22 protein-coding genes are annotated in these 18800 nt (G+C 71.9%); 18 read left to right on the top strand and 4 right to left on the bottom strand.

Annotated elements, in window-relative coordinates; all coding sequences use genetic code 11:
• Window positions 1-39 precede the first annotated feature (39 nt).
• From eno to truD, 5 genes are read left to right on the top strand one after another with little or no spacing between them, the layout of a single operon-like run.
• Window positions 40-1329 (top strand): phosphopyruvate hydratase, encoded by a 1290-nt coding sequence (gene eno / locus G408_RS0104235; protein ID WP_028770082.1) that lies wholly within the window; start codon window positions 40-42, stop codon window positions 1327-1329.
• 31 nt (window positions 1330-1360) lie between these two features.
• Window positions 1361-1693: a septum formation initiator family protein gene (locus G408_RS0104230; RefSeq protein ID WP_342664909.1), complete on the top strand. Its 333-nt coding sequence runs from the start codon at window positions 1361-1363 to the stop codon at window positions 1691-1693.
• Window positions 1690-2388 carry a 2-C-methyl-D-erythritol 4-phosphate cytidylyltransferase gene (gene ispD / locus G408_RS0104225; protein ID WP_028770080.1) on the top strand — a complete coding sequence of 233 codons (699 nt, stop codon included), beginning with the start codon at window positions 1690-1692 and terminating at the stop codon, window positions 2386-2388. The genes G408_RS0104230 and ispD overlap by 4 nt, the downstream gene beginning before the upstream one ends.
• A gap of 10 nt (window positions 2389-2398) precedes the next feature.
• Window positions 2399-2881: a 2-C-methyl-D-erythritol 2,4-cyclodiphosphate synthase gene (ispF, locus tag G408_RS0104220; RefSeq protein ID WP_037412245.1), complete on the top strand. Its 483-nt coding sequence runs from the start codon at window positions 2399-2401 to the stop codon at window positions 2879-2881.
• Window positions 2878-3960 (top strand): tRNA pseudouridine(13) synthase TruD, encoded by a 1083-nt coding sequence (gene truD / locus G408_RS13100; RefSeq protein WP_051282609.1) that lies wholly within the window; start codon window positions 2878-2880, stop codon window positions 3958-3960. The genes ispF and truD overlap by 4 nt, the downstream gene beginning before the upstream one ends.
• Window positions 3961-3990: 30 nt before the next feature.
• Here the strand turns inward: truD and G408_RS0104210 are convergent, their stop codons facing one another.
• Window positions 3991-4545 (bottom strand): Smr/MutS family protein, encoded by a 555-nt coding sequence (locus tag G408_RS0104210; protein ID WP_051282608.1) that lies wholly within the window; start codon window positions 4543-4545, stop codon window positions 3991-3993.
• 101 nt (window positions 4546-4646) lie between these two features.
• Here G408_RS0104210 and surE point away from each other — a divergent pair, with 101 nt between their 5' ends.
• Genes surE through G408_RS0104195 form a run of 3 tightly spaced genes read left to right on the top strand, consistent with a single transcriptional unit; the run spans window position 4647 to window position 7032 of the window.
• Window positions 4647-5423, top strand: coding sequence for a 5'/3'-nucleotidase SurE (surE, locus tag G408_RS0104205; protein WP_028770077.1), 777 nt, complete (start codon window positions 4647-4649; stop codon window positions 5421-5423).
• On the top strand, window positions 5420-6094 hold the full coding sequence (locus G408_RS0104200) for a protein-L-isoaspartate(D-aspartate) O-methyltransferase (protein ID WP_028770076.1): 675 nt from the start codon (window positions 5420-5422) through the stop codon (window positions 6092-6094). The genes surE and G408_RS0104200 overlap by 4 nt, the downstream gene beginning before the upstream one ends.
• Window positions 6094-7032: a peptidoglycan DD-metalloendopeptidase family protein gene (locus tag G408_RS0104195; protein ID WP_028770075.1), complete on the top strand. Its 939-nt coding sequence runs from the start codon at window positions 6094-6096 to the stop codon at window positions 7030-7032. Before G408_RS0104200 ends, G408_RS0104195 begins: the two co-directional genes overlap by 1 nt.
• A 14-nt stretch (window positions 7033-7046) precedes the next feature.
• Here the strand turns inward: G408_RS0104195 and G408_RS0104190 are convergent, their stop codons facing one another.
• On the bottom strand, window positions 7047-7427 hold the full coding sequence (locus G408_RS0104190) for an Mth938-like domain-containing protein (protein WP_028770074.1): 381 nt from the start codon (window positions 7425-7427) through the stop codon (window positions 7047-7049).
• An 8-nt stretch (window positions 7428-7435) separates the two neighbouring features.
• Window positions 7436-7738, bottom strand: coding sequence for a ribosome assembly RNA-binding protein YhbY (gene yhbY / locus G408_RS0104185; protein WP_028770073.1), 303 nt, complete (start codon window positions 7736-7738; stop codon window positions 7436-7438).
• An 87-nt stretch (window positions 7739-7825) separates the two neighbouring features.
• On the opposite strand from yhbY, the gene rlmE reads away from it, so the two are divergent.
• The 4 genes from rlmE to folP are packed head-to-tail and all read left to right on the top strand — an operon-like array spanning window position 7826 to window position 11505.
• Window positions 7826-8458, top strand: a complete 633-nt coding sequence (rlmE, locus tag G408_RS0104180) for a 23S rRNA (uridine(2552)-2'-O)-methyltransferase RlmE (protein WP_028770072.1) — start codon at window positions 7826-7828, stop codon at window positions 8456-8458.
• A complete protein-coding gene (ftsH, locus tag G408_RS13095; protein ID WP_084628059.1) occupies window positions 8455-10362 on the top strand; it encodes an ATP-dependent zinc metalloprotease FtsH in 1908 nt (635 codons plus the stop codon). The genes rlmE and ftsH overlap by 4 nt, the downstream gene beginning before the upstream one ends.
• Window positions 10359-10586 carry a hypothetical protein gene (locus tag G408_RS0104170; protein ID WP_028770071.1) on the top strand — a complete coding sequence of 76 codons (228 nt, stop codon included), beginning with the start codon at window positions 10359-10361 and terminating at the stop codon, window positions 10584-10586. Before ftsH ends, G408_RS0104170 begins: the two co-directional genes overlap by 4 nt.
• Before the next feature lie 16 nt (window positions 10587-10602).
• A complete protein-coding gene (gene folP / locus G408_RS0104165) occupies window positions 10603-11505 on the top strand; it encodes a dihydropteroate synthase (RefSeq protein WP_028770070.1) in 903 nt (300 codons plus the stop codon).
• Window positions 11506-11515: 10 nt separating this feature from the next.
• Here folP and G408_RS0104160 read toward each other — a convergent pair whose 3' ends face one another.
• Window positions 11516-12583 carry an alkane 1-monooxygenase gene (locus G408_RS0104160; protein WP_028770069.1) on the bottom strand — a complete coding sequence of 356 codons (1068 nt, stop codon included), beginning with the start codon at window positions 12581-12583 and terminating at the stop codon, window positions 11516-11518.
• Window positions 12584-12691: 108 nt separating this feature from the next.
• On the opposite strand from G408_RS0104160, the gene miaA reads away from it, so the two are divergent.
• The 6 genes from miaA (at window position 12692) to G408_RS0104130 (ending at window position 18736) form a co-directional block, all read left to right on the top strand.
• Entirely contained in the window at window positions 12692-13666 is a 975-nt protein-coding gene (gene miaA / locus G408_RS0104155) for a tRNA (adenosine(37)-N6)-dimethylallyltransferase MiaA (protein WP_051282607.1), read from the top strand.
• Between the two features lie 39 nt (window positions 13667-13705).
• Window positions 13706-13993: an RNA chaperone Hfq gene (gene hfq, locus G408_RS0104150; RefSeq protein WP_028770067.1), complete on the top strand. Its 288-nt coding sequence runs from the start codon at window positions 13706-13708 to the stop codon at window positions 13991-13993.
• Window positions 13990-15285 (top strand): GTPase HflX, encoded by a 1296-nt coding sequence (gene hflX, locus G408_RS0104145; RefSeq protein WP_028770066.1) that lies wholly within the window; start codon window positions 13990-13992, stop codon window positions 15283-15285. Before hfq ends, hflX begins: the two co-directional genes overlap by 4 nt.
• A gap of 50 nt (window positions 15286-15335) precedes the next feature.
• Window positions 15336-16436: an FtsH protease activity modulator HflK gene (gene hflK, locus G408_RS0104140; RefSeq protein ID WP_028770065.1), complete on the top strand. Its 1101-nt coding sequence runs from the start codon at window positions 15336-15338 to the stop codon at window positions 16434-16436.
• Window positions 16437-16443: 7 nt separating this feature from the next.
• Window positions 16444-17331: a protease modulator HflC gene (gene hflC, locus G408_RS0104135; RefSeq protein WP_028770064.1), complete on the top strand. Its 888-nt coding sequence runs from the start codon at window positions 16444-16446 to the stop codon at window positions 17329-17331.
• Between the two features lie 112 nt (window positions 17332-17443).
• The gene (locus G408_RS0104130; protein ID WP_028770063.1) at window positions 17444-18736 is read left to right on the top strand and encodes an adenylosuccinate synthase; all 1293 of its coding nucleotides are present in this window, start codon (window positions 17444-17446) and stop codon (window positions 18734-18736) included.
• Window positions 18737-18800: the final 64 nt, after the last annotated feature.

The following is an 18800-nucleotide window of genomic DNA, read 5'->3' as shown; positions in this document are numbered from 1 at the left end:
GCCCCACTCATTTCACTCTCCTTGGCACTCCCTCCTCCCATGACCACCGCCATCACCCGCATCCACGCCCGCGAGATCCTCGATTCCCGAGGCAACCCCACGCTCGAGGCCGAAGTCACGCTGGCCAGCGGCCATGCCGGCCGCGCTGCCGTGCCCTCGGGCGCCTCGACCGGCACCAAGGAGGCGGTGGAACTGCGTGACGGCGACAAGAGCCGCTACCTCGGCAAGGGCGTGACCAAGGCCGTGGGCAACGTCAACACCACGATCGCCTCCGCGCTCGCGGGCTTCGATGCCGCCGACCAGGCCGGCCTGGATGCGAAGCTGATCGCGCTCGATGGCAGCGAGAACAAGGGCACGCTGGGCGCCAACGCCCTGCTCGGCGTGTCGCTGGCCGCGGCGCATGCCGTGGCGGCCGCGCGCGGCCTGCCGCTGTGGAAGCACCTCGCCGGCGAGCGCGCGCCGGTGCTGCCGGTGCCGATGATGAACATCATCAACGGCGGGGCCCATGCCGACAACAACGTCGACATGCAGGAATTCATGGTGCTGCCGGTGGGCTTCGGGCGCTTCTCCGAGGCCCTGCGCGCCGGTGCCGAGATCTTCCACGCCCTGAAGTCGGTGCTGAAGGGCCGCGGCCTGTCCACCGCCGTGGGCGACGAGGGCGGTTTCGCTCCCGATCTCAAGTCGAACGAGGAGGCCATCGAGGTGATCCTCGAGGCCATCGGCAAGGCGGGCTACACCGCCGGCGAAGACGTGCTGCTGGGCCTCGACGTGGCGAGCTCGGAGTTCTTCGAGAACGGCAAGTACAACCTGGTGGGCGAGGGCAAGCGCCTGTCCACCGAGCAGTTCGTCGAGTTCCTCGCCGGCTGGACCCGCCAGTACCCGATCATCACCATCGAGGACGGCATGTCGGAACACGACTGGGAGGGCTGGTCGCAGCTCACCCGGGCCATCGGCGGCACGGTGCAGCTGGTGGGCGACGACCTGTTCGTGACCAACCCAAAGATCCTGCGCGAGGGCATCGAGAAGGGGGTGGCCAACTCCATCCTCATCAAGGTGAACCAGATCGGCACCCTTACCGAGACCCTGGCGGCCATCGCCATGGCCGAGGCCGCCGGCTACACCCAGGTGATCTCGCACCGCTCGGGCGAGACCGAGGACACCACGATCGCCGACATCGCCGTGGCCACCAGCGCCACCCAGATCAAGACCGGCTCGCTGTGCCGCAGCGACCGGGTGGCGAAGTACAACCAGCTGCTGCGCATCGAGGAGGCGCTGGGGGCGCAGGCCCACTACGCCGGCCGCGCCGCCTTCCCCGGCCTGAAGCGCTGATCCCGCCGGTTTCCCTGAGCCGGTCCTGCGCGTGATCCGCCGCTGGCTGCCGCATGCCGTGCTGCTTGCCATCGCGCTTTCGCTGCTCTGGCAGCTCGAGCGCGGGGAAGGCGGGCGCCTGCAGGTGGCCCGGCTGCAGGACAGGATCGCGGCCCAGCGGGCCGAGAATGCCCGCCTCGAGCAGCGCAACCAGGCCCTGGCCGCCGACGTGGCCGAGCTGAAATCCGGCGAGGCCGCGGTGGAGGACCGGGCCCGCGCCGAGCTCGGCATGATCAAGCCGGGCGAGACCTTCTACCGGGTGGTCGAGGAGCTACCGGGCAGCCGCCCGGCGCCGGCGGCCGACGAGGGCGAGCCGGGACGATGAGCTGGGTGGTGGTGCCGGCCGCGGGCCTGGGCCGCCGCTTCGGCGGCGAGGTGCCGAAGCAGTACCTGCCCCTGCTGGGGCGGCCGGTGATCGAGCACACCCTGCGCGCGCTGCTGGCGCATCCGGCGGTGAGCGGGGCGATGGTGGCCCTGGCCCCGGGCGACCCCCACTGGCCCGGCTGGCGCGAGCTGGAGGGCAAGCCGGTGCTGACCTGCCTTGGCGGCGGCGAGCGCGCCGACTCGGTGCTCTCGGCCCTGCGCGCCCTGCCGGCCACCGTGGCCGAGGACGGCTGGGTGCTGGTGCACGATGCCGCGCGTCCCTGCCTCAAGGCCATCGATCTTTCCCGCCTGTTCGCCGCGCTCAGGAGCGATCCGGTGGGCGCCCTGCTGGCGGCCCCGGTGCGCGATACCCTGAAGCGGGCGGACGGGGAGGGCCGGGTCGAGGCCACGGTGCCGCGCAGCACGCTCTGGCGTGCCCTGACCCCGCAGGCCTTCCGCCGCGGCAGCCTGGTGCGGGCGCTGGAGGCCGCCTTCCGCGCCGGTGTCCTCGTCACCGACGAGGCCATGGCGATGGAACGCCTCGGCCTGAAGCCGCTGCTGGTGGAAGGCGCGGAGGACAATCTCAAGATCACCACCCCGGCCGACCTCGCGGTGGCCGAATCCCTGCTGCGCCGCATGGGCGGCGGGCAGGCCTGAAGGAGGGCGCATGGGCAGCATCCGCATCGGCCAGGGCTTCGACGTGCATGCCTTCGGCCCCGGCGACCACGTGGTGCTGGGCGGCGTTCGCATACCGCACACGCAGGGCATCGTCGCCCACTCCGACGGCGACGTGCTGATCCATGCCCTGTGCGACGCCATCCTCGGCGCCTTGGCGCTCGGCGACATCGGCGTGCACTTCCCGCCCTCCGACCCGCAGTGGAAGGGCGCCGACTCGCGCCGCTTCCTCGCGCATTGCGCGGCGCTGGCCGCCGCGCGCGGCTACCGCGTGGGCAATGTCGATGCGACGGTGATCGGCGAGCGCCCGAAGGTGGGCCCGCATGCGCCGGCCATCCGCGCCGCCCTGGCCGGCGAACTCGGCATCGGGCTGGACGCCGTGTCGGTCAAGGCCACCACCACCGAGAAACTCGGCTTCACCGGCCGCGGCGAGGGCCTGGCGGCCATGGCCGTGGTGCTGCTGGAGCGGGCATGAGCGGCGACGCGGCGGCACGCACCGGGGCATACGGTGCCCCGGTCTGCTCGGCGCGGATCAAGGCAGCGCCGGAGGATTTCCGCGTCGAGGAACGGGCGGCGGAGCCGGCCACCGGCCGGGGCGAACACCTGCTGCTATGGATCGAGAAGCGCGGCCTCGCCACCCGCGAGGTGGTGCAGCGCCTGTGCCGCTGGGCAGGCGTGGCCCCGGTGGCGATCGGCTACGCCGGCCTCAAGGACCGGCAGGCCGTGACCCGGCAGCGCTTCACCGTGCACCTGCCGAAGCGCCAGTCTCCGGCGACGGAGGCGCTGGAGGGCGAGGGGCTCGTGGTGCTCTCCGCCGACTGGCATGCCCGCAAGCTGCCGCGCGGCGGGCTTTCCGGCAACGCCTTCACCCTGGTGCTGCGCGAGCTGCGCGGCCCCCAGGGGCAGGCGATGGACGCGGCGGTCCGCGCCGCCATCGAGGCGCGGCTCGCCACCATCGCCGCGCGCGGCGTGCCCAACCGCTTCGGCCTGCAGCGCTTCGGCCGCTTCGGCGACAACGTCGGTCAGGCGCGGCGCCTGTTCGCCGGTGCCCGGGTGGGCCGCGAGACCCGCTCGATGCTGCTTTCGGCCGTGCGTTCGGAACTGTTCAACCGCGTGCTCGGGCAACGCGTGGCCGACGGCAGCTGGGAGCGGGCGATCGAGGGCGAGGTGCTGATGCTGGACGGCCGGCGCAGCGTGTTCGGCCCCGAGCCGCTCACGCCGGAGATCGAGGCCCGGGTGGCAGCCTTCGATCTGCATCCCACCGGCCCGCTCTGGGGCCGGGGCGAGCCACGCACGAGCGGCGCGGCCGGGGCGATCGAACGCGCGGTGGCGGCGGCGGAACCGGCACTGTGCGCGGGACTGGAACGGGCCGGGCTGGCGCAGGAGCGCCGCAGCCTGCGCCTGCGTCCGCAGGGGCTCGCCTGGACATGGCAGGGCGATGCGGCCCTGGAACTGCGCTTTTTCCTGCCACCCGGCGCCTATGCCACCGCGGTGCTGGCGGAACTTTGCGGCGAGGGGGGCGAAGGCGAGACCGAGGACAGCGGGGGCGACTGAAAAAGCGCCCGCAGTTCCGTGGCCCGGGCTTCAGTGGCCGCGCAGCAGCACCAGGGTGGCGCCGGTGCCGCCCTGGGCCGGGGGCGCCGAGGCGAAGGCCAGCACGTCGCCGCGCTGGCGCAGCATCCGGTCGACCAGCGCCTTCAGCACCGGCCCGGCCTCCGAGCGCAGGCCCTTGCCGTGCACCAGACGCACGCAGGGGAACTGCTGGCGGCGCGACTCGCCGAGGAAGGCCCGCAGCGCGGCCTCGGCCTCGTCCACCCGCATCCGGTGCAGGTCGAGTTCGTCCTGCACCGCGAATTCGCCGCGCTTCAGCCGCCTCAAGGTGCGTGGCGGCACCTCCTCGCGGCGGAACTCCAGCACTTCGCCGAAGGCCTGGGCGATGGCGTCCAGCGGCTGGCGCAGGCTCTCGCGCAGGGCGGCGGCCTCGTCCTCGTCGTGGCGCCGGGTGTCGGGCAGGGGCTTGGGCTTCTCCACCGCCGGCGCTTCCACCGCGATGCGCCGCACCGGGCCGATCGCCTCGTGGAACAGGGCGATGTCCTCGCTCGGGGGCGGCGTGGCGGGGGCAGGGCGGCGCGGGCGCATGGATGCAGGCTAGCGCAGTGGCCGCGATGCTGTCGCGACCCGTGCATCGAAACCGCCTCCGGGCATTCGCTATCATGGCGCCTGCTTTGGTTGGAGATCCCATGCGCGTCCTGGTCAGCAACGATGACGGTGTCGATGCCCCGGGCATCCACGCCCTCGCCGAAGGGCTCCGTGCCGCCGGCCACGAGGTCACCGTCGTCGCCCCGGACCGCGACCGCAGCGGTGCTTCCAACTCGCTCACCCTGGACGTGCCGATCCGCGCCAAGCGCCTCGACGGACGCACTTTCCGTGTCGCCGGCACGCCCACCGACTGCGTGCACCTGGCGCTCGCCGGCCTGCTCGACGAGCAGCCCGACATCGTGGTCTCCGGCATCAACAACGCTGCCAATCTGGGCGATGACGTGATCTACTCCGGCACCGTGGCGGCGGCGATGGAGGGGCGTTTCCTCGGCCTTCCGGCCATCGCCATGTCACTGGTGGGCAATGGCCACGAGCCGCGGCATTTCGACACTGCCGCCCGCGTGGCGGTGGAACTGGTGCGCCGCCTCGTGGCCGATCCGCTGCCGGCCGACACCATCCTCAACGTCAATGTGCCGGACCGGCCCTGGGCAGCGCTGGCGGGCTTCGAGGTGACGCGCCTCGGCCATCGCCATCGCGCCGAGCCCTGCGTGCAGCAGTGCGATCCGCGCGGCCGTCCGGTGTGGTGGATCGGCCCCGCCGGCCCCGAGCAGGACGCCGGCCCCGGCACCGATTTCGATGCCGTGCGCCGCGGTTGCGTCTCGATCACCCCGATCCACGTCGATCTCACCCGCTACCAGGCCCTCGAGACCGTGGCCGGCTGGGTGGACGGCCTTGCCCAGGGGCTTGGCCGGGCATGATGCCGCGCCTCAAGCTGCAGCCGGAGGCCAGGGGCCTTGGCATGACCGGGCAGCGGGCCCGCGACCGCCTGGTGCAGCGCCTGCGCGAGCAGGGCATCCGCGACGAGCGGGTGCTGCAGGCCATCGGCACCCTGCCACGCCACCAGTTCATCGACGAGGCGCTCGCCAGCCGAGCCTATGAGGACACCGCCCTGCCGATCGGCCTCGGCCAGACCATCTCGCAGCCCGCGGTGGTGGCGAGGATGACCGAGGCCCTGCTCGAGGCCGGCCTGCCGCGGCGGGTGCTGGAGATCGGCACTGGCAGCGGCTATCAGGCCGCGCTGCTCGCCAGCCTGGGGATCGAAGTCTTCACCGTCGAGCGCATCGAGGCCCTGTTGCGCGATGCCCGCCGGCGGTTCCGCCAGCTCGGCCTCGACATCCGCTCGCGCCACGACGATGGCCGTCTCGGCTGGAGCGAGCACGCTCCCTTCGACGCCATTCTCGTCACTGCCGGGGGCGCGGCCCTGGAGCCGGCCCTGCTCGGGCAGCTCGGGGAGGGGGGCGTCCTCGTGGCGCCGGTGGGCGGGGCCAACGAACAGCGCCTGCTGCGCCTGCGCAAGGGGCCGGCGGGCATCGAACAGGACGATCTGGGCGCGGTGGTCTTCGTGCCCCTGCTGCCGGGAGTGCGTTGATGCGGAAACCCTTGCTCGGAGTGCTCTTCCTGCCCCTGCTGCTGGCCGCCTGCGCGACCACCACCGTGGTGCGCGAGGAACCGGCGCCGGCCGCGTCTCCGCGCCCGGCGCCAGCTCCGCGCCCGGCCAGCGCGCCAGTCCCGGCAGGCCCCACCTATGAGGTCAGGGCCGGCGACACCCTCTATGGCATCGCTTTCCGCAACCGGCTCGACTGGCGCGAGCTGGCACGCTGGAACGACATCCCCGAGCCTTACCTCATCCGCGTCGGGCAGGTGCTGCGGCTCTCGCCGCCGGCCCCGGCCGCCCCGCCGCCGATCCCGCGCGGCCCGGCAGGGTCGGCCGGCGCGGTGGTACAGGCACCGCCCCCGCCGCCTGCGAGCCCCGCCCCGTCCACCCCGCGTCCGGCGCCATCTCCGCCTCCCCCGCCGCCGGTCGCCGCCCCGGCTCCGGCTCCCGCGGCCGCCTCCCCGCCGCCCGCCAGCGCGCCGCCTGCCGTGGCCACGCCCGCACCCTCGCCGCCCGCGGGTCCCGTGCCTCCGGCGACCCCCGGCGCCGCCGTGTTCCGCCCCGGCCAGTGGCAGTGGCCCACCCAGGGCCAGGTGGTCTCGCGCTATGCCGAAGGCGACAAGGCCCGGCAGGGCATCGCCATCGCCGGCACCGCCGGCCAGCCGGTGCGCGCCGCCGCGGCGGGCACCGTGGTCTACTCCGGTGCCGGGCTGGTGGGCTATGGCGAGCTCATCATCATCAAGCACGACGACGAATGGCTCTCGGCCTACGGCCACAACCGCCGGCGGCTGGTGGCCGAGGGCGCCACGGTCAGCGCCGGGCAGCAGATCGCCGAGCTGGGCCGTACCGGCACCAGCCGCGACATGCTGCATTTCGAGATCCGCCGCAACGGCCGCCCGGTCGACCCGCTGCCGCTGCTGCCGGCGCGCTGAGCGCCCGGCGCCTTTCAGCCGGCGTCGATCAGGAAGGCCGCCACCACCCGCCGGCCTTCGCCGGCCAGCACGGCGAAGGTGCGGGCCGCGGCGGCGTTGTCCATGGCCTCGAGGCCGATGCCGCGGGTGAGCGCCGCGGCCAGCACGGCGGGCGCCGGGAAGGCGTGGCGGGTCCCGGTGCCGAGCAGCAGCACCGCGGGGGCGAGCGCGAAGGCGGGCTCGAGGTCTTCGGGAACCAGCTCGGCCACCCGGCGCGGCCGCCAGTGCTCCACCAGCACCTCGGCAGAAACGAGGAAGCTCGCCGAGAAGCAGCGCTCGTTCAGGGTGACCCGGCCCTCGGCATCGACGCCGCGCGGCACGTAGCGGAAGTCCGGGAGTTCCTGGGCCAGGGGCATGCCGGGGCTCAGCGGGGCAGGGCGATCAGCGGCTTCTCGGCCCGGGCACGGTACAGCACCGCGATGTTGCCGATGCGCTGCACCAGCGCCGCGCCGGTACCTTCGGCCAGGGCGGCGATCATGGCATCGCGGGTCTCGCGGTCCTCGGCGGCCACCTTCACCTTGATGAGCTCGTGGATCTCGAGCGCCGCCGCGGTCTCGGCCACCAGCGCCTCGGTCACTCCCTTGCCGCCGACGAGCACCACCGGCCTGAGTGCGTGGGCGAGACCGCGCAGGTAGCGGGCCTGGGCGGAGCTGAGGGCAGGGGACATGGCAGAACCTCGGGAATGCAGGACATCCGGCCAGCGGCCGTTGCGGGTGCGCAGGGTATCATGGGCTCCCGTCTTCTCCGTTTCCCCATGCCCCGCAGCAAGAGCAGCCAGCGCTGGCTCCGCGAGCACTTCAGCGACCCTTTCGTGAAGAAGGCGCAGGCCGAGGGCCTGCGCTCGCGGGCCGCCTACAAGCTCGAGGAACTGCTCGAACGTGACCAGTTGCTGAAGCCCGGCATGACCATCGTCGACCTCGGGGCCGCCCCGGGCGGCTGGTCGCAGCTGGCGCGCAAGCGGCTCGGCGACAGCGGGCGGGTGGTGGCGCTCGACATCCTCGAGATGCCGCCGATCGCCGGCGTGGATTTCCTTCACGGTGATTTCAGGGAAGCCGAAACACTGTCCCGACTCGACGCCCTCCTGGCGGGAGCCCCGGTGGACCTTGTGCTTTCCGACATGGCCCCCAACATGAGTGGCGTGGCCGTCGCCGACCAGGCGCGGGCGATGCATCTGGCCGAGCTGGCGCTGGAGTTCGTCGATGGCCACCTCAAGCCCGGCGGAGCCTTCCTCATCAAGCTGTTCATGGGGACGGGCTTCGACGATTACCTGCGGCAGCTGCGGGCCCGTTTCGGGCGCGTGGTGATCCGCAAGCCCGAGGCCTCGCGGAAACGCTCGGCCGAGGTGTATGCGCTGGCCACGGCCAGGCGCGAAGGACCTGTGAAATGAACGACCTCGCCCGCAACCTGCTTCTCTGGCTCGTCGTCGCCATCGTGCTGACGATGGTGTTCCAGAACTTCTCCGGTGGCCCCGGCGGCACCCGCGAGGTCAGCTACAACGACTTCATCGAAGAGGTGAAGGCCGGGCGCATCCAGAAGGTGGACATCGCGCCCAACGGGCTGCGCATCAATGCCACCCGCAAGGATGGCAGCACCCTCGTCACCGGCAACCCGCGCGACGACCGGCTCAACGACACCCTGCTCGACAATGGCGTGGTGGTGAACCAGGCCCTGCCTTCCGACAGCATCTGGGGTTCGCTGTTCATCAGCCTCCTGCCGGTGCTGCTGCTGGTCGGCGTATGGATCTACTTCATGCGCCAGATGCAGCAGGGCGGCGGCCGCGGGGCGATGAGCTTCGGCCGTTCCAAGGCCAAGCTGATGAGCGAGGATCAGATCAAGGTCACCTTCGCCGACGTCGCCGGCTGCGACGAGGCCAAGGAGGAGGTGGCCGAGCTGGTGGAGTTCCTGCGCGACCCCGGCAAGTTCCAGAAGCTCGGCGGCAAGATCCCGCGCGGCGTGCTGATGGTGGGGCCGCCGGGCACCGGCAAGACCCTGCTGGCCCGTGCCATCGCCGGCGAGGCCAAGGTGCCGTTTTTCAGCATCTCCGGCTCGGATTTCGTCGAGATGTTCGTCGGCGTGGGCGCCAGCCGCGTGCGTGACATGTTCGAGACGGCGAAGAAGCACGCCCCCTGCATCATCTTCATCGACGAGATCGACGCCGTGGGCCGCCATCGCGGCGCCGGCCTCGGCGGCGGCCATGACGAGCGCGAGCAGACCCTCAACCAGATGCTGGTGGAGATGGACGGTTTCGAGGGCGGCGAGGGCGTGATCGTGATCGCCGCCACCAACCGCCCCGACGTGCTCGACCCGGCCCTGCTGCGCCCGGGCCGCTTCGACCGCCAGGTGGTGGTGGGCCTGCCCGACGTGAAAGGCCGCGAGCAGATCCTCAAGGTGCACATGCGCAAGGTGCCGCTCGCCGACGACGTGGTGCCGATGACCATCGCCCGCGGCACGCCGGGCTTCTCTGGCGCCGATCTCGCCAACCTCGTGAACGAGGCGGCGCTGTTCGCCGCCCGCGAGAACGCCAAGCTGGTGCGCATGGAGCACTTCGACAAGGCCCGCGACAAGATCCTGATGGGTGCCGAGCGCCGCTCGATGGCGATGAGCGAGGAGGAGAAGCGCCTCACCGCCTATCACGAGGCTGGCCACGCCATCGTTGGCCGCCTGGTGCCCGAGCACGACCCGGTCTACAAGGTCACCATCATCCCGCGTGGCCGCGCGCTCGGCGTGACCATGTACCTCCCGGAAGGCGACCGCTACAGCCACAACCGCACCCAGATCGAGTCGATGCTCTGCTCGCTCTACGGCGGGCGCGTGGCAGAAGAGCTGATCTTCGGCGCCGACAAGGTCACCACCGGGGCCAGCAACGACATCGAGCGTGCCACCAAGATGGCCCGCAACATGGTCACCAAGTGGGGGCTCTCCGACGAACTCGGTCCGATCGCCTATGCCGAGGACGAGGGCGAGGTGTTCCTTGGCCGCACCGTCGCGCAGACCAAGAACGTCTCCGACGAGACGGCGCGGCGCATCGACGAGGTGGTGCGCGGCATCCTCGACAGGGCCTATGCCCGCACCACCCAGATCCTCAAGGACAACATGGACAAGCTGCACCTGATGGCCGAGGCGCTGCTGACTTACGAGACCATCGACGCGCAGCAGATCGACGCCATCATGGAGGGCCGTCGCCCCGGCCCGCCGGCCGACTGGGGCAAGACCGGTGGCAGTTCCCCGGCCCCGGATGGCGAGGAGCCGCCGGCCGGGGCGCCGATCGGCCCGGCTGCCCCGCAGGCGTGAGCCAGCCCGATCCGGCCCGCTGCCCGCAGCGCCTCGCCTCGAGGCGCCGGCGCCTTCTGGGCGCCATCGGTGGAGGCATGCTCGGCAGCGGGGCCGCGACCCTGGTGGTTTCGGCCCTGAATGCCTGGTCGGGCAAGCCCTCCCTGCTGGTCTGGGCCGGGCTGGCCATGGGCCTGCCGATGACCGTCGCCGGCATCGTCCTCATCAACCGCGTCTCCGACTGAAAGTTTCCGCGCCGCGATGTTCAGTCTCGATGCCACGCCCGTGCTCGCCTGCGGCGAGCGCCTCCTGCCGCTCGACCGTCCGCGGGTGATGGGCATCGTCAATGTCACGCCCGATTCCTTTTCCGATGGCGGCCGCTATGCCGGCCTCGAGGCGGCGGTGGCGCATGGCCTGCGGCTGGTCGAGGCGGGCGCCGACCTGCTCGACATCGGGGGGGAGTCCACCCGGCCCGGGGCGGCGCCGGTGGACGAAGCCGAGGAGCTGGCGCGCGTCATCCCGGTGGTCGAGGCCCTGGCGGCCCGAACATCCGTCCCGATCAGCATCGATACCCGCAAGCCCGCCGTGATGCGGGCGGCCCTCTCGGCCGGCGCCGGCATGGTGAACGACGTGATGGCCCTGCGCGCGCCCGGCGCCCTGGAAGCGCTGGCGGAAAGCAGGGCCGCCGTGGTGCTGATGCACATGCAGGGCGAGCCGCGCTCGATGCAGCAGGCCCCGCACTACGAGGACGTGGTGGGCGAAGTGCACCGCTTCCTCGCCGAGCGCGTGTTCGCCTGCGAGATGGCCGGCATCGACCGGCGCCGGATCGTCATCGATCCGGGCTTCGGCTTCGGCAAGACCCTCGAACACAACCTGGCGCTCCTGGCGCAGCTGCGGCGCTTCACCGAACTCGGGGTGCCGGTACTCGCCGGGCTTTCGCGCAAGCGCAGCCTGGGCGAGCTCACCGGCCGCGAGGTCGATGGCCGGCTCGCTGCCTCGGTGGCGGCGCACCTCATCGCGGTGCAGCAGGGCGCCGCCATCGTGCGCGTGCACGACGTGGCCGAGACCGTGGATGCCCTCAAGGTCTGGACGACGGTGGCCGCCGTGCCGGTGCCGCGCGGCAGGCCAGCCACGCCCTCGGTCCGCTGGCCGGACGAAGACTGAAAGCCCGGCCTCAGCCGCCGCGGAAGGCGGCGAGCCGCGGATGGATCACCCGGAACCACAGCGGCGGCACCAGGGCCAGCACGAACATGGCCGCATAGCCGCCCGGCAGCTGCGGGCTGTCGGCGTGGTGGCGAAGGATGGCGTAGGGCCGCTTCGGGAAGGCGTGGTGGTCGCTGTGCCGCTGCAGCTGGAACAGCATCAGGTTGGAGAGCCGGTAGTCCGAGTTCCAGCTGTGCAGGTGGGTGGTGCGCTCGTAGCGCCCGTCCGGCAGGCGCCGGCGTTCCAGCCCGTAGTGCTCGATGTAGTTGATGACCTCCAGCGAACTGGCGGCGAACAGCCCTTGCAGCAGGAAGAAGCCGAGCCCCGCCGGCCCGAGCCAGGCCGTCATGCCGGCGGCCATGGCGAGCCAGACGAGCGTCCAGCCGATGAGCTCGTTGCGCCAGTGCAGGGCCGGCAGGCCGAGCCGGCGCAGGCGCTCTGCTTCCAGCCGCCAGGCGTTCCGGGTGTTGCGCAGCAGGGCGCGGGGCAGGAAATGCCACAGGCCCTGGCCGTAGCGCGCGCTCGAGGCGTCCTCGGGGGTGGAGACGTGCACGTGGTGGCCGCGCAGGTGTTCGACCTTGAAACCGTGATAGCCCACCGAGGCGAGCAGCAGGCCGCCCACCGCCTGCTCGAGGCGGCTGTCTTTATGAATCAGTTCGTGCGCGGTGTTGATGGCCAGCACGCCGCCGACCACCCCCTGCGAGAGCAGCCAGCCCGCGGCCCCCACCACGCCCAGGTCAGTGCTGCTGAACCACCAGCCGCTCCAGGCCAGCACGCCGAGGTGCACCGGCAGGGCCGCCAGGGTGAGCCCACGGAACCAGCGGGCACGGGCCAGCCGGGCCTCGAGCGCGGGCGGCACATTGGCGCTGTCGTGGCCGAGGGCATAGTCGAGGAGGGGCAGCAGCACGAACAGGGCGAACAGCGGGAACCAGCCCGCCAGCGCCGGCGGCAACCCGTTCCCGGCCAGCCAGGCCGCGGCCGGCAGGGTGGCGGGCACCAGGAACACCAGCAGGAAACCGAAGGCCTTGAGGCGCGACATGGCGGCTCCGGGGGCAGGGTGTGGCGTGCTTCCAGCAATCTACGCCCGCGGCCCCGGGGCTTCAATGCGGCGCGGCGGGGCCACCGCGGGCGGGTATGCTGCGCGCCCATGCTGCCGCCCCTTGCCCCCCCCGATGATCCCCGCGCCGACCGGCGTCCGCTCGCCGTGGCGGTGATGGGGCCAACGGCCTCCGGCAAGACTGCCTTCGCGGTGGACTGGGCCGAGCGCCTGGGCAGCGAGATCGTGAGCGTCGATTCGGCACTCGTGTACCGCCGCCTCGACATCGGCAGCGCCAAGCCGGATGCCGCCACCCTGCGCCGCGCCCCGCATCATCTGATCGATCTTCGTGAGCCGCACGAACCCTATTCGGCGGCCGATTTCGCCCGCGATGCCCTGCCGGTGATGCAGGCGCTCGCCGCCCGTGGCCGGGTGCCGCTGCTGGTGGGCGGCACCGGGCTGTACTTCCGCGCCCTGCTGGAGGGGCTTTCCGAACTGCCGGAATCCGAGCCGGCGATGCGTGCCGCCCTGCAGGCCGAACTGGCGGCCCGTGGCCTGCCGGCCCTGCATGCCGAGCTGGCGGCCGTCGATCCCGAAGCCGCGGCGCGGATCAAGCCTGGGGATACCCAGCGCATCCTGCGCGCCCTCGAGGTATTCCGCCTGAGCGGCGTGCCGATCAGCGTCTGGCAGGCACGCGCCGCGCCGCGCCGCGTGTTCCCGTTCCGGGTGCTGCGGCTGGTGCTGGCACCGCGCGACCGCGGGCTGCTGCATGCCCGGATCGAGGCCCGTTTCCGGCAGATGCTGGCGCAGGGCTTCCTCGACGAAGTGCGCGGGCTGATGGCCGATCCGCGCCTGCATCCGGACCTGCCGGCCATGCGCGCGGTGGGCTACCGCCAGGCCTGGCGGCATCTCGCCGGCGAGACCGATGCCGCCACCTTCTTCGAGGAGGGCGTGGCCGCCACCCGCCACCTCGCCAAGCGGCAGCTCACCTGGCTGCGTGGCGAGCCAGGCGCGCTGTGGTTCGATCCGATCGAGGAGCGCGCGGCGCTGGACCGCGCGATGGCGGCCTTCCTCGGCGGGCGCTAGGATGCGCGTCCCGAGAAGAACAACCACGCCGGACACCCCATGTCGAAAGGCCAGAGCCTGCAAGACCCCTTCCTCAACGCCCTGCGCCGCGAGCGCATCCCGGTGTCCATCTATCTTGTCAATGGCATCAAGCTGCAGGGCACCATCGAGAGCTTCGACCAGTTCGTGGTGCTGCTCAGGAACACCGTGAGCCAGATGGTCTACAAGCACGCCATCTCCACCGTGGTGCCCTCGCGCAATGTGCGCCTGGGCCCGGGCGGTGGGCAGCCTGGCACGACCGACGCCGCCGGGGACGCGGCAGGCGAGGGCGACGAGCGCGAGGCGTGAGCGCCGCGCCGACCCGCGCCCTGCTGGTGCAGCCGCAGGCCCCGGGGCAGCGCGATCCGGCGCTGCCCGAGGAGTTCGCCGAGCTGGCCCGCTCCGCCGGCGCCGAGGTGGTGGCCCTCGTCGAGGCCCGGCTCGAGCGGCCCAGCGCCAGCCATTACCTTGGCAGCGGCAAGGTCGAGGAGCTGAAGGATGCCTGCGAGGCCGCCGGCATCGATCTCGTGCTGGTGAACGCCGCGCTCAGCCCGGTGCAGGAGCGCAACCTCGGCGATGCGCTCGGACGCCGCGTGGTCGACCGCGTGGGCCTGATCCTCGACATCTTCGCTCTGCGTGCTGCCAGCGCCGAAGGCAAGCTGCAGGTGGAACTGGCGCAGTTGAAGCACCAGGCCACGCGCCTCGTCGGCCGGGGCAAGTCGCTCGATTCCCAGCGCGGCGGCGCCATCGGCCTGCGCGGCCCCGGCGAGACCGCGCTGGAGACCGACCGCCGGCTGATCCGCGCCCGCATCGACGCCCTGCAGAAGCGGCTTTCGCGCATCGAGGTGCAGCAGGCGCAGATGCGCCGCGCGCGGGTGCGGAACGCCGTGCCGCGGGTGGCGCTGGTGGGCTACACCAATGCCGGGAAGTCCACCCTGTTCAACGCCCTCACCGGCGGCGCGGTGTATGCCGCCGACCAGCTCTTCGCCACCCTCGATCCGACCGTGCGGCGGGTGGAGGGCCTGGCCTGCGGTCCACTGCTGCTCTCCGACACCGTCGGCTTCGTGCGCGACCTGCCGCATGAGCTGGTGGCGGCCTTCCGCTCGACCCTCGCCGAAGCCCGCGAGGCCGATCTGCTGCTGCACGTGGTGGATGCCGCCGATCCCGAGCGCGAGGCGCGCATCGCCGCGGTGGAGACCGTACTCGCCGAGATCGGCGCCGGCGGGCTGCCGCAGTGGCGGGTGTACAACAAGATCGACCGCATCGAAGGCCTCGTGCCGCGCGTCGAGCTGCGCGAGGGCGATGCGGCCCAAGTCTGGCTCTCGGCGCGCGATGGCCGCGGCCTCGACCTGCTGCGTGAAGCCCTGGGGCGGCGCTTCGCCCGCGCGCTGCTGGAAGGCACCGTGCTGCTCGGCCATGGCGACGGGCGTCTGCGGGCGCGCCTGCATGCGCTCGGCGCGGTACTGGCGGAGCACCACGACGAGGCCGGCTGGACGCTGCGTATCAGGATGGAGCGGACGGTGGCGGAACGGCTTGCCGCCATGCCGGAAGGGCAGCCGCTTCACCCGCTCTTGCTTGTTGCGCAGGGCGCCCCTCCCTAGAATCGCCCTTTCACCGACGCGGCCCCGGCCGGCGTCTGCACGGAGCCCCCATGGCCTGGAACCAACCCGGAAACCGCAACAACGATCCCTGGCGCGGCAAGGACCCCAACCGCGAGGTGCAGGCCTTCGTCGCCCGTCTGCGCGGCATGTTCGGCGGCGGCGGTGGTGGCCGTCCGTCCGAGGCCTTCAATCCGCTGCCACTGGTGGCCGGCCTGCTGCTCGTCTGGCTGGTGTTCGATTCCTTCAAGATGATCGATGCCCGCGAGCGCGGCGTGGTGCTGCGCTTCGGCGAGTTCAGCCGGATGATGGAGCCGGGCGCGAACTTCAAGCTGCCGCGACCGATCGAGCGGGTGGTGGTGGTGCAGGCGCAGGAAGTGGCCGCCACCTCCGACCAGATGCTGGTGCTCACCCGCGATGAGAACCTGGTCGAGATTGGCTACAACGTGCAGTTCCAGATCACCGAGCCGAAGGATTTCCTCTTCGGCACCCGCGACCCGCGCGACCTGATCCGCCAGATCACCGAGAGCGCGGTGCGCGAGGCGATCGGCAATGCCGACCTCGATACCGCGCTCAACCGTCGCGACACCCTGACCCCGGGGGTGCAGGAGGCGGTGCAGGCCGCCCTCGACAACTTCAACACCGGCCTGACCGTCACCTCGCTCGGCCTGCCCATCGCCGCCCCGCCGGCGCCGGTGAAGCCCTCCTTCGACGACGTGATCGCCGCCGAGCAGGATGCCCAGCGCTTCCAGAACGACGCCAAGGCCTACGAAGGCGAGATCGTTCCCCAGGCCCGCGGCCAGGCCGCCCGCACCGTGGCCGCCGCCAACGGCTACCGCGAGGCGGTGGTGGCGCGGGCCGAGGGCGAGGCGCAGCGCTTCGAGCTGCTGCTTGCCGAGTACCGCAAGGCCCCCGATGTGACGAGGAAGCGCCTCTACCTCGAGACCGTGCAGCAGGTGCTGGCGGAGAACCCGCGCGTGCTGGCCGCCGCCGGCGGCAACACCCTGCTGCTGCAGTTGCCGGGAAGCGAGGCCCCGGCGCCGCAGCCGCAGCCGCCGGCGCCCCTGGTGCGCCCGGCGGTGCAGGCCGCCGCCGTCGAGTCGGCGCCGCCGCCGTCGCGCAGCAATGCCCGTACCCGCGAAGGAGCCCGCTGAGACCATGATGCGCCAGCTTCCCAATCTCCTCGTCGGCCTCGCGCTCGCCCTGCTGCTGCTGATGGGCTCGGTGTTCACCGTGCAGCAGTCGGAGACCGCCATCGTGCTGCGCTTCGGCGAGGTGGTGCGCAGCGACGTGCAGCCTGGCCTGCGCTTCAAGGTGCCGCTGATCGACAACGTGCGCACCTTCGACCGCCGCATCCTCACGCTCAAGGCCGAGGACAAGCGCTACCTCACCTCCGAGCAGCAGGACGTGCAGGTCGACTACTTCGTGGCCTGGCGCATCGAGGACGTGGCGCAGTACTACCGCGCCGCCGGCGGTGGCATCGAGGACCAGGCCATCACCCGGCTCTCGCCGATCGTCGAGAACGCCCTGCGCAACCTGATCAACCGCAGCACCCTGCGCCAGCTGGCCGAGGCCGGGCGCCGCAGCGAGACGGTGAACCTGATCGAGGGCATCAACAACGGCGCCAGGACCCTCGGCATTCGCGTGGTCGACGTGCGGATCAAGCGCATCGACCTGCCGGACGACGGCGTGGCCGGGGGCGAGTCGGTGCTGGAGCGGGTGTACAACCGCATGCGCGCCAACCGCAACGAGGTGGCCACCCGCACCCGCGCCGAGGGCCAGGAACTCGCCGAGAAGATCCGCGCCGAGGCCGACAAGCAAAAGCAGGTGATCCTCGCCAATGCCGAGCGCGAGGCCGCCCGCCTGCGCGGCGAGGGCGACGCCCGGGCCGCCGAGATCTATGCCGCGGCCTACGGCAAGGACCCGGAGTTCTACGCCTTCCACCGCAGCCTCGAGGCCTACCGCGAGTCGCTGGCCGATGGCCGCACCACCCTGGTGCTGGACCCGGACTCCGAGTTCCTGCAGTACCTCGAGAAGTCCCGCCGCTGAGGCCGGCCGCCGCCGGGGCTGGCGGGGGCGGGCGAAAGCAGGGATAATTTCGCAAAGCCGGGGCGCGACAGCGCTCCGGCTTTTGTCTTTTCCACTTTTCGAGGGCTCGGCCGTGGGTCAGTCGGTTGTCGTGTTGGGCGCCCAGTGGGGCGATGAGGGCAAGGGCAAGATCGTCGATCTGCTCACCGAGGACATCGGTGCGGTGGTGCGCTTCCAGGGCGGGCACAACGCCGGCCACACCCTGGTCATCAACGGCAACAAGACGGTGCTGCACCTGATCCCCTCGGGCATCCTGCGCGAAGGGGTGCTCTGCCTGATCGGCAACGGCGTGGTGCTCTCGCCCGCGGCCCTGCAGAAGGAGATCGGCCAGCTCGAGGCGGCCGGGGTCGAAGTGCGCCCGCGGCTCAAGATCAGCCCGGCCACACCGCTGATCATGCCCTACCACATCACGCTCGATCAGGCCCGCGAGAAGGCCGCCGGCGGCAAGGCCATCGGCACCACCGGCCGTGGCATCGGCCCCGCTTACGAGGACAAGGTGGCGCGCCGTGGCATCCGCGTGGCCGATCTCGCCTATCCGCAGGAGCTGGCCGAGAAGCTGCGTGGCACGCTGGACTACCACAACTTCGTGCTCACGAAGTACCTCGGCGTCGAGCCGGTGGACTACCAGAAGACGCTGGACGAGGCCCTGGCCTTCGGCGCCTATGTCGATCCGATGAAGGCCGATGTGGCCGGCATCCTCCACGAGCTGCGCAGGCAGGGGAAGCGGGTGATGTTCGAGGGCGCGCAAGGCTCGCTGCTCGACATCGACCATGGCACCTATCCCTACGTCACCTCCTCGAACACCACGGTGGGCGGCGCGCTCGCCGGCACCGGCGTGGGCGCCGATGCCATCGACTACGTGCTCGGCATCGCCAAGGCCTATGCCACCCGCGTGGGCGGCGGCCCGTTCCCGACCGAGCTCGATGACGAGATCGGGCAGGGCATCCGCGACCGCGGCCAGGAGTACGGCGCCACCACCGGCCGTCCGCGCCGCTGCGGCTGGATGGACATCGTGGCGCTGAAGCGCGCGGTGGCCATCAACGGCATCACCGGTCTTTGCATCACCAAGCTCGACATCCTCGACGGGATGGAGAAGCTGAAGATCTGCATCGCCTACGAGTACCGCGGCAAGCGCACCGAGTACGCGCCACTCGATGCCGCGGGCTGGGAGGAGTGCACGCCGGTCTACCTCGAGTTCCCCGGCTGGAAGGAGAGCACCGCCGGCATCACCGAGTGGGAGAAGCTGCCGCCGGCGGCCCGCGCCTATCTCCGGGCGCTGGAGGAGCTGGCCGGCTGCCCGCTGGCCATCGTCTCCACCGGCCCGGGCCGCGAATCGACCATCATCCTGCGCGATCCCTACGCCTGAGGGTCCGGGGCGTCTGACGGGGCTTCACCTCCCCGTGCTGCGGCGGTGCCCGGGCTCTGCCATG

The sequence above is a fragment of the Silanimonas lenta DSM 16282 genome (assembly GCF_000429065.1).
GTDB classification, from domain to species: Bacteria; Pseudomonadota; Gammaproteobacteria; order Xanthomonadales; family Xanthomonadaceae; genus Silanimonas; species Silanimonas lenta.
This window is presented reverse-complemented; position numbering and strand designations above follow the sequence as displayed.

Coding starts and splice junctions, on each gene's coding strand:
- G408_RS0104195 (WP_028770075.1), top strand. CDS start 6,094: ATGCGGAAACCCTTGCTCGGAGTGCTCTTCCTGCCCCTGCTGCTGGCC.
- ftsH (WP_084628059.1), top strand. CDS start 8,455: ATGAACGACCTCGCCCGCAACCTGCTTCTCTGGCTCGTCGTCGCCATC.
- truD (WP_051282609.1), top strand. CDS start 2,878: ATGAGCGGCGACGCGGCGGCACGCACCGGGGCATACGGTGCCCCGGTC.
- hfq (WP_028770067.1), top strand. CDS start 13,706: ATGTCGAAAGGCCAGAGCCTGCAAGACCCCTTCCTCAACGCCCTGCGC.
- hflC (WP_028770064.1), top strand. CDS start 16,444: ATGCGCCAGCTTCCCAATCTCCTCGTCGGCCTCGCGCTCGCCCTGCTG.
- yhbY (WP_028770073.1), bottom strand. CDS start 7,738: ATGTCCCCTGCCCTCAGCTCCGCCCAGGCCCGCTACCTGCGCGGTCTC.
- folP (WP_028770070.1), top strand. CDS start 10,603: ATGTTCAGTCTCGATGCCACGCCCGTGCTCGCCTGCGGCGAGCGCCTC.
- surE (WP_028770077.1), top strand. CDS start 4,647: ATGCGCGTCCTGGTCAGCAACGATGACGGTGTCGATGCCCCGGGCATC.
- G408_RS0104160 (WP_028770069.1), bottom strand. CDS start 12,583: ATGTCGCGCCTCAAGGCCTTCGGTTTCCTGCTGGTGTTCCTGGTGCCC.
- ispD (WP_028770080.1), top strand. CDS start 1,690: ATGAGCTGGGTGGTGGTGCCGGCCGCGGGCCTGGGCCGCCGCTTCGGC.
- G408_RS0104210 (WP_051282608.1), bottom strand. CDS start 4,545: ATGCGCCCGCGCCGCCCTGCCCCCGCCACGCCGCCCCCGAGCGAGGAC.
- eno (WP_028770082.1), top strand. CDS start 40: ATGACCACCGCCATCACCCGCATCCACGCCCGCGAGATCCTCGATTCC.
- G408_RS0104190 (WP_028770074.1), bottom strand. CDS start 7,427: ATGCCCCTGGCCCAGGAACTCCCGGACTTCCGCTACGTGCCGCGCGGC.
- G408_RS0104200 (WP_028770076.1), top strand. CDS start 5,420: ATGATGCCGCGCCTCAAGCTGCAGCCGGAGGCCAGGGGCCTTGGCATG.
- hflK (WP_028770065.1), top strand. CDS start 15,336: ATGGCCTGGAACCAACCCGGAAACCGCAACAACGATCCCTGGCGCGGC.
- rlmE (WP_028770072.1), top strand. CDS start 7,826: ATGCCCCGCAGCAAGAGCAGCCAGCGCTGGCTCCGCGAGCACTTCAGC.
- ispF (WP_037412245.1), top strand. CDS start 2,399: ATGGGCAGCATCCGCATCGGCCAGGGCTTCGACGTGCATGCCTTCGGC.
- miaA (WP_051282607.1), top strand. CDS start 12,692: ATGCTGCCGCCCCTTGCCCCCCCCGATGATCCCCGCGCCGACCGGCGT.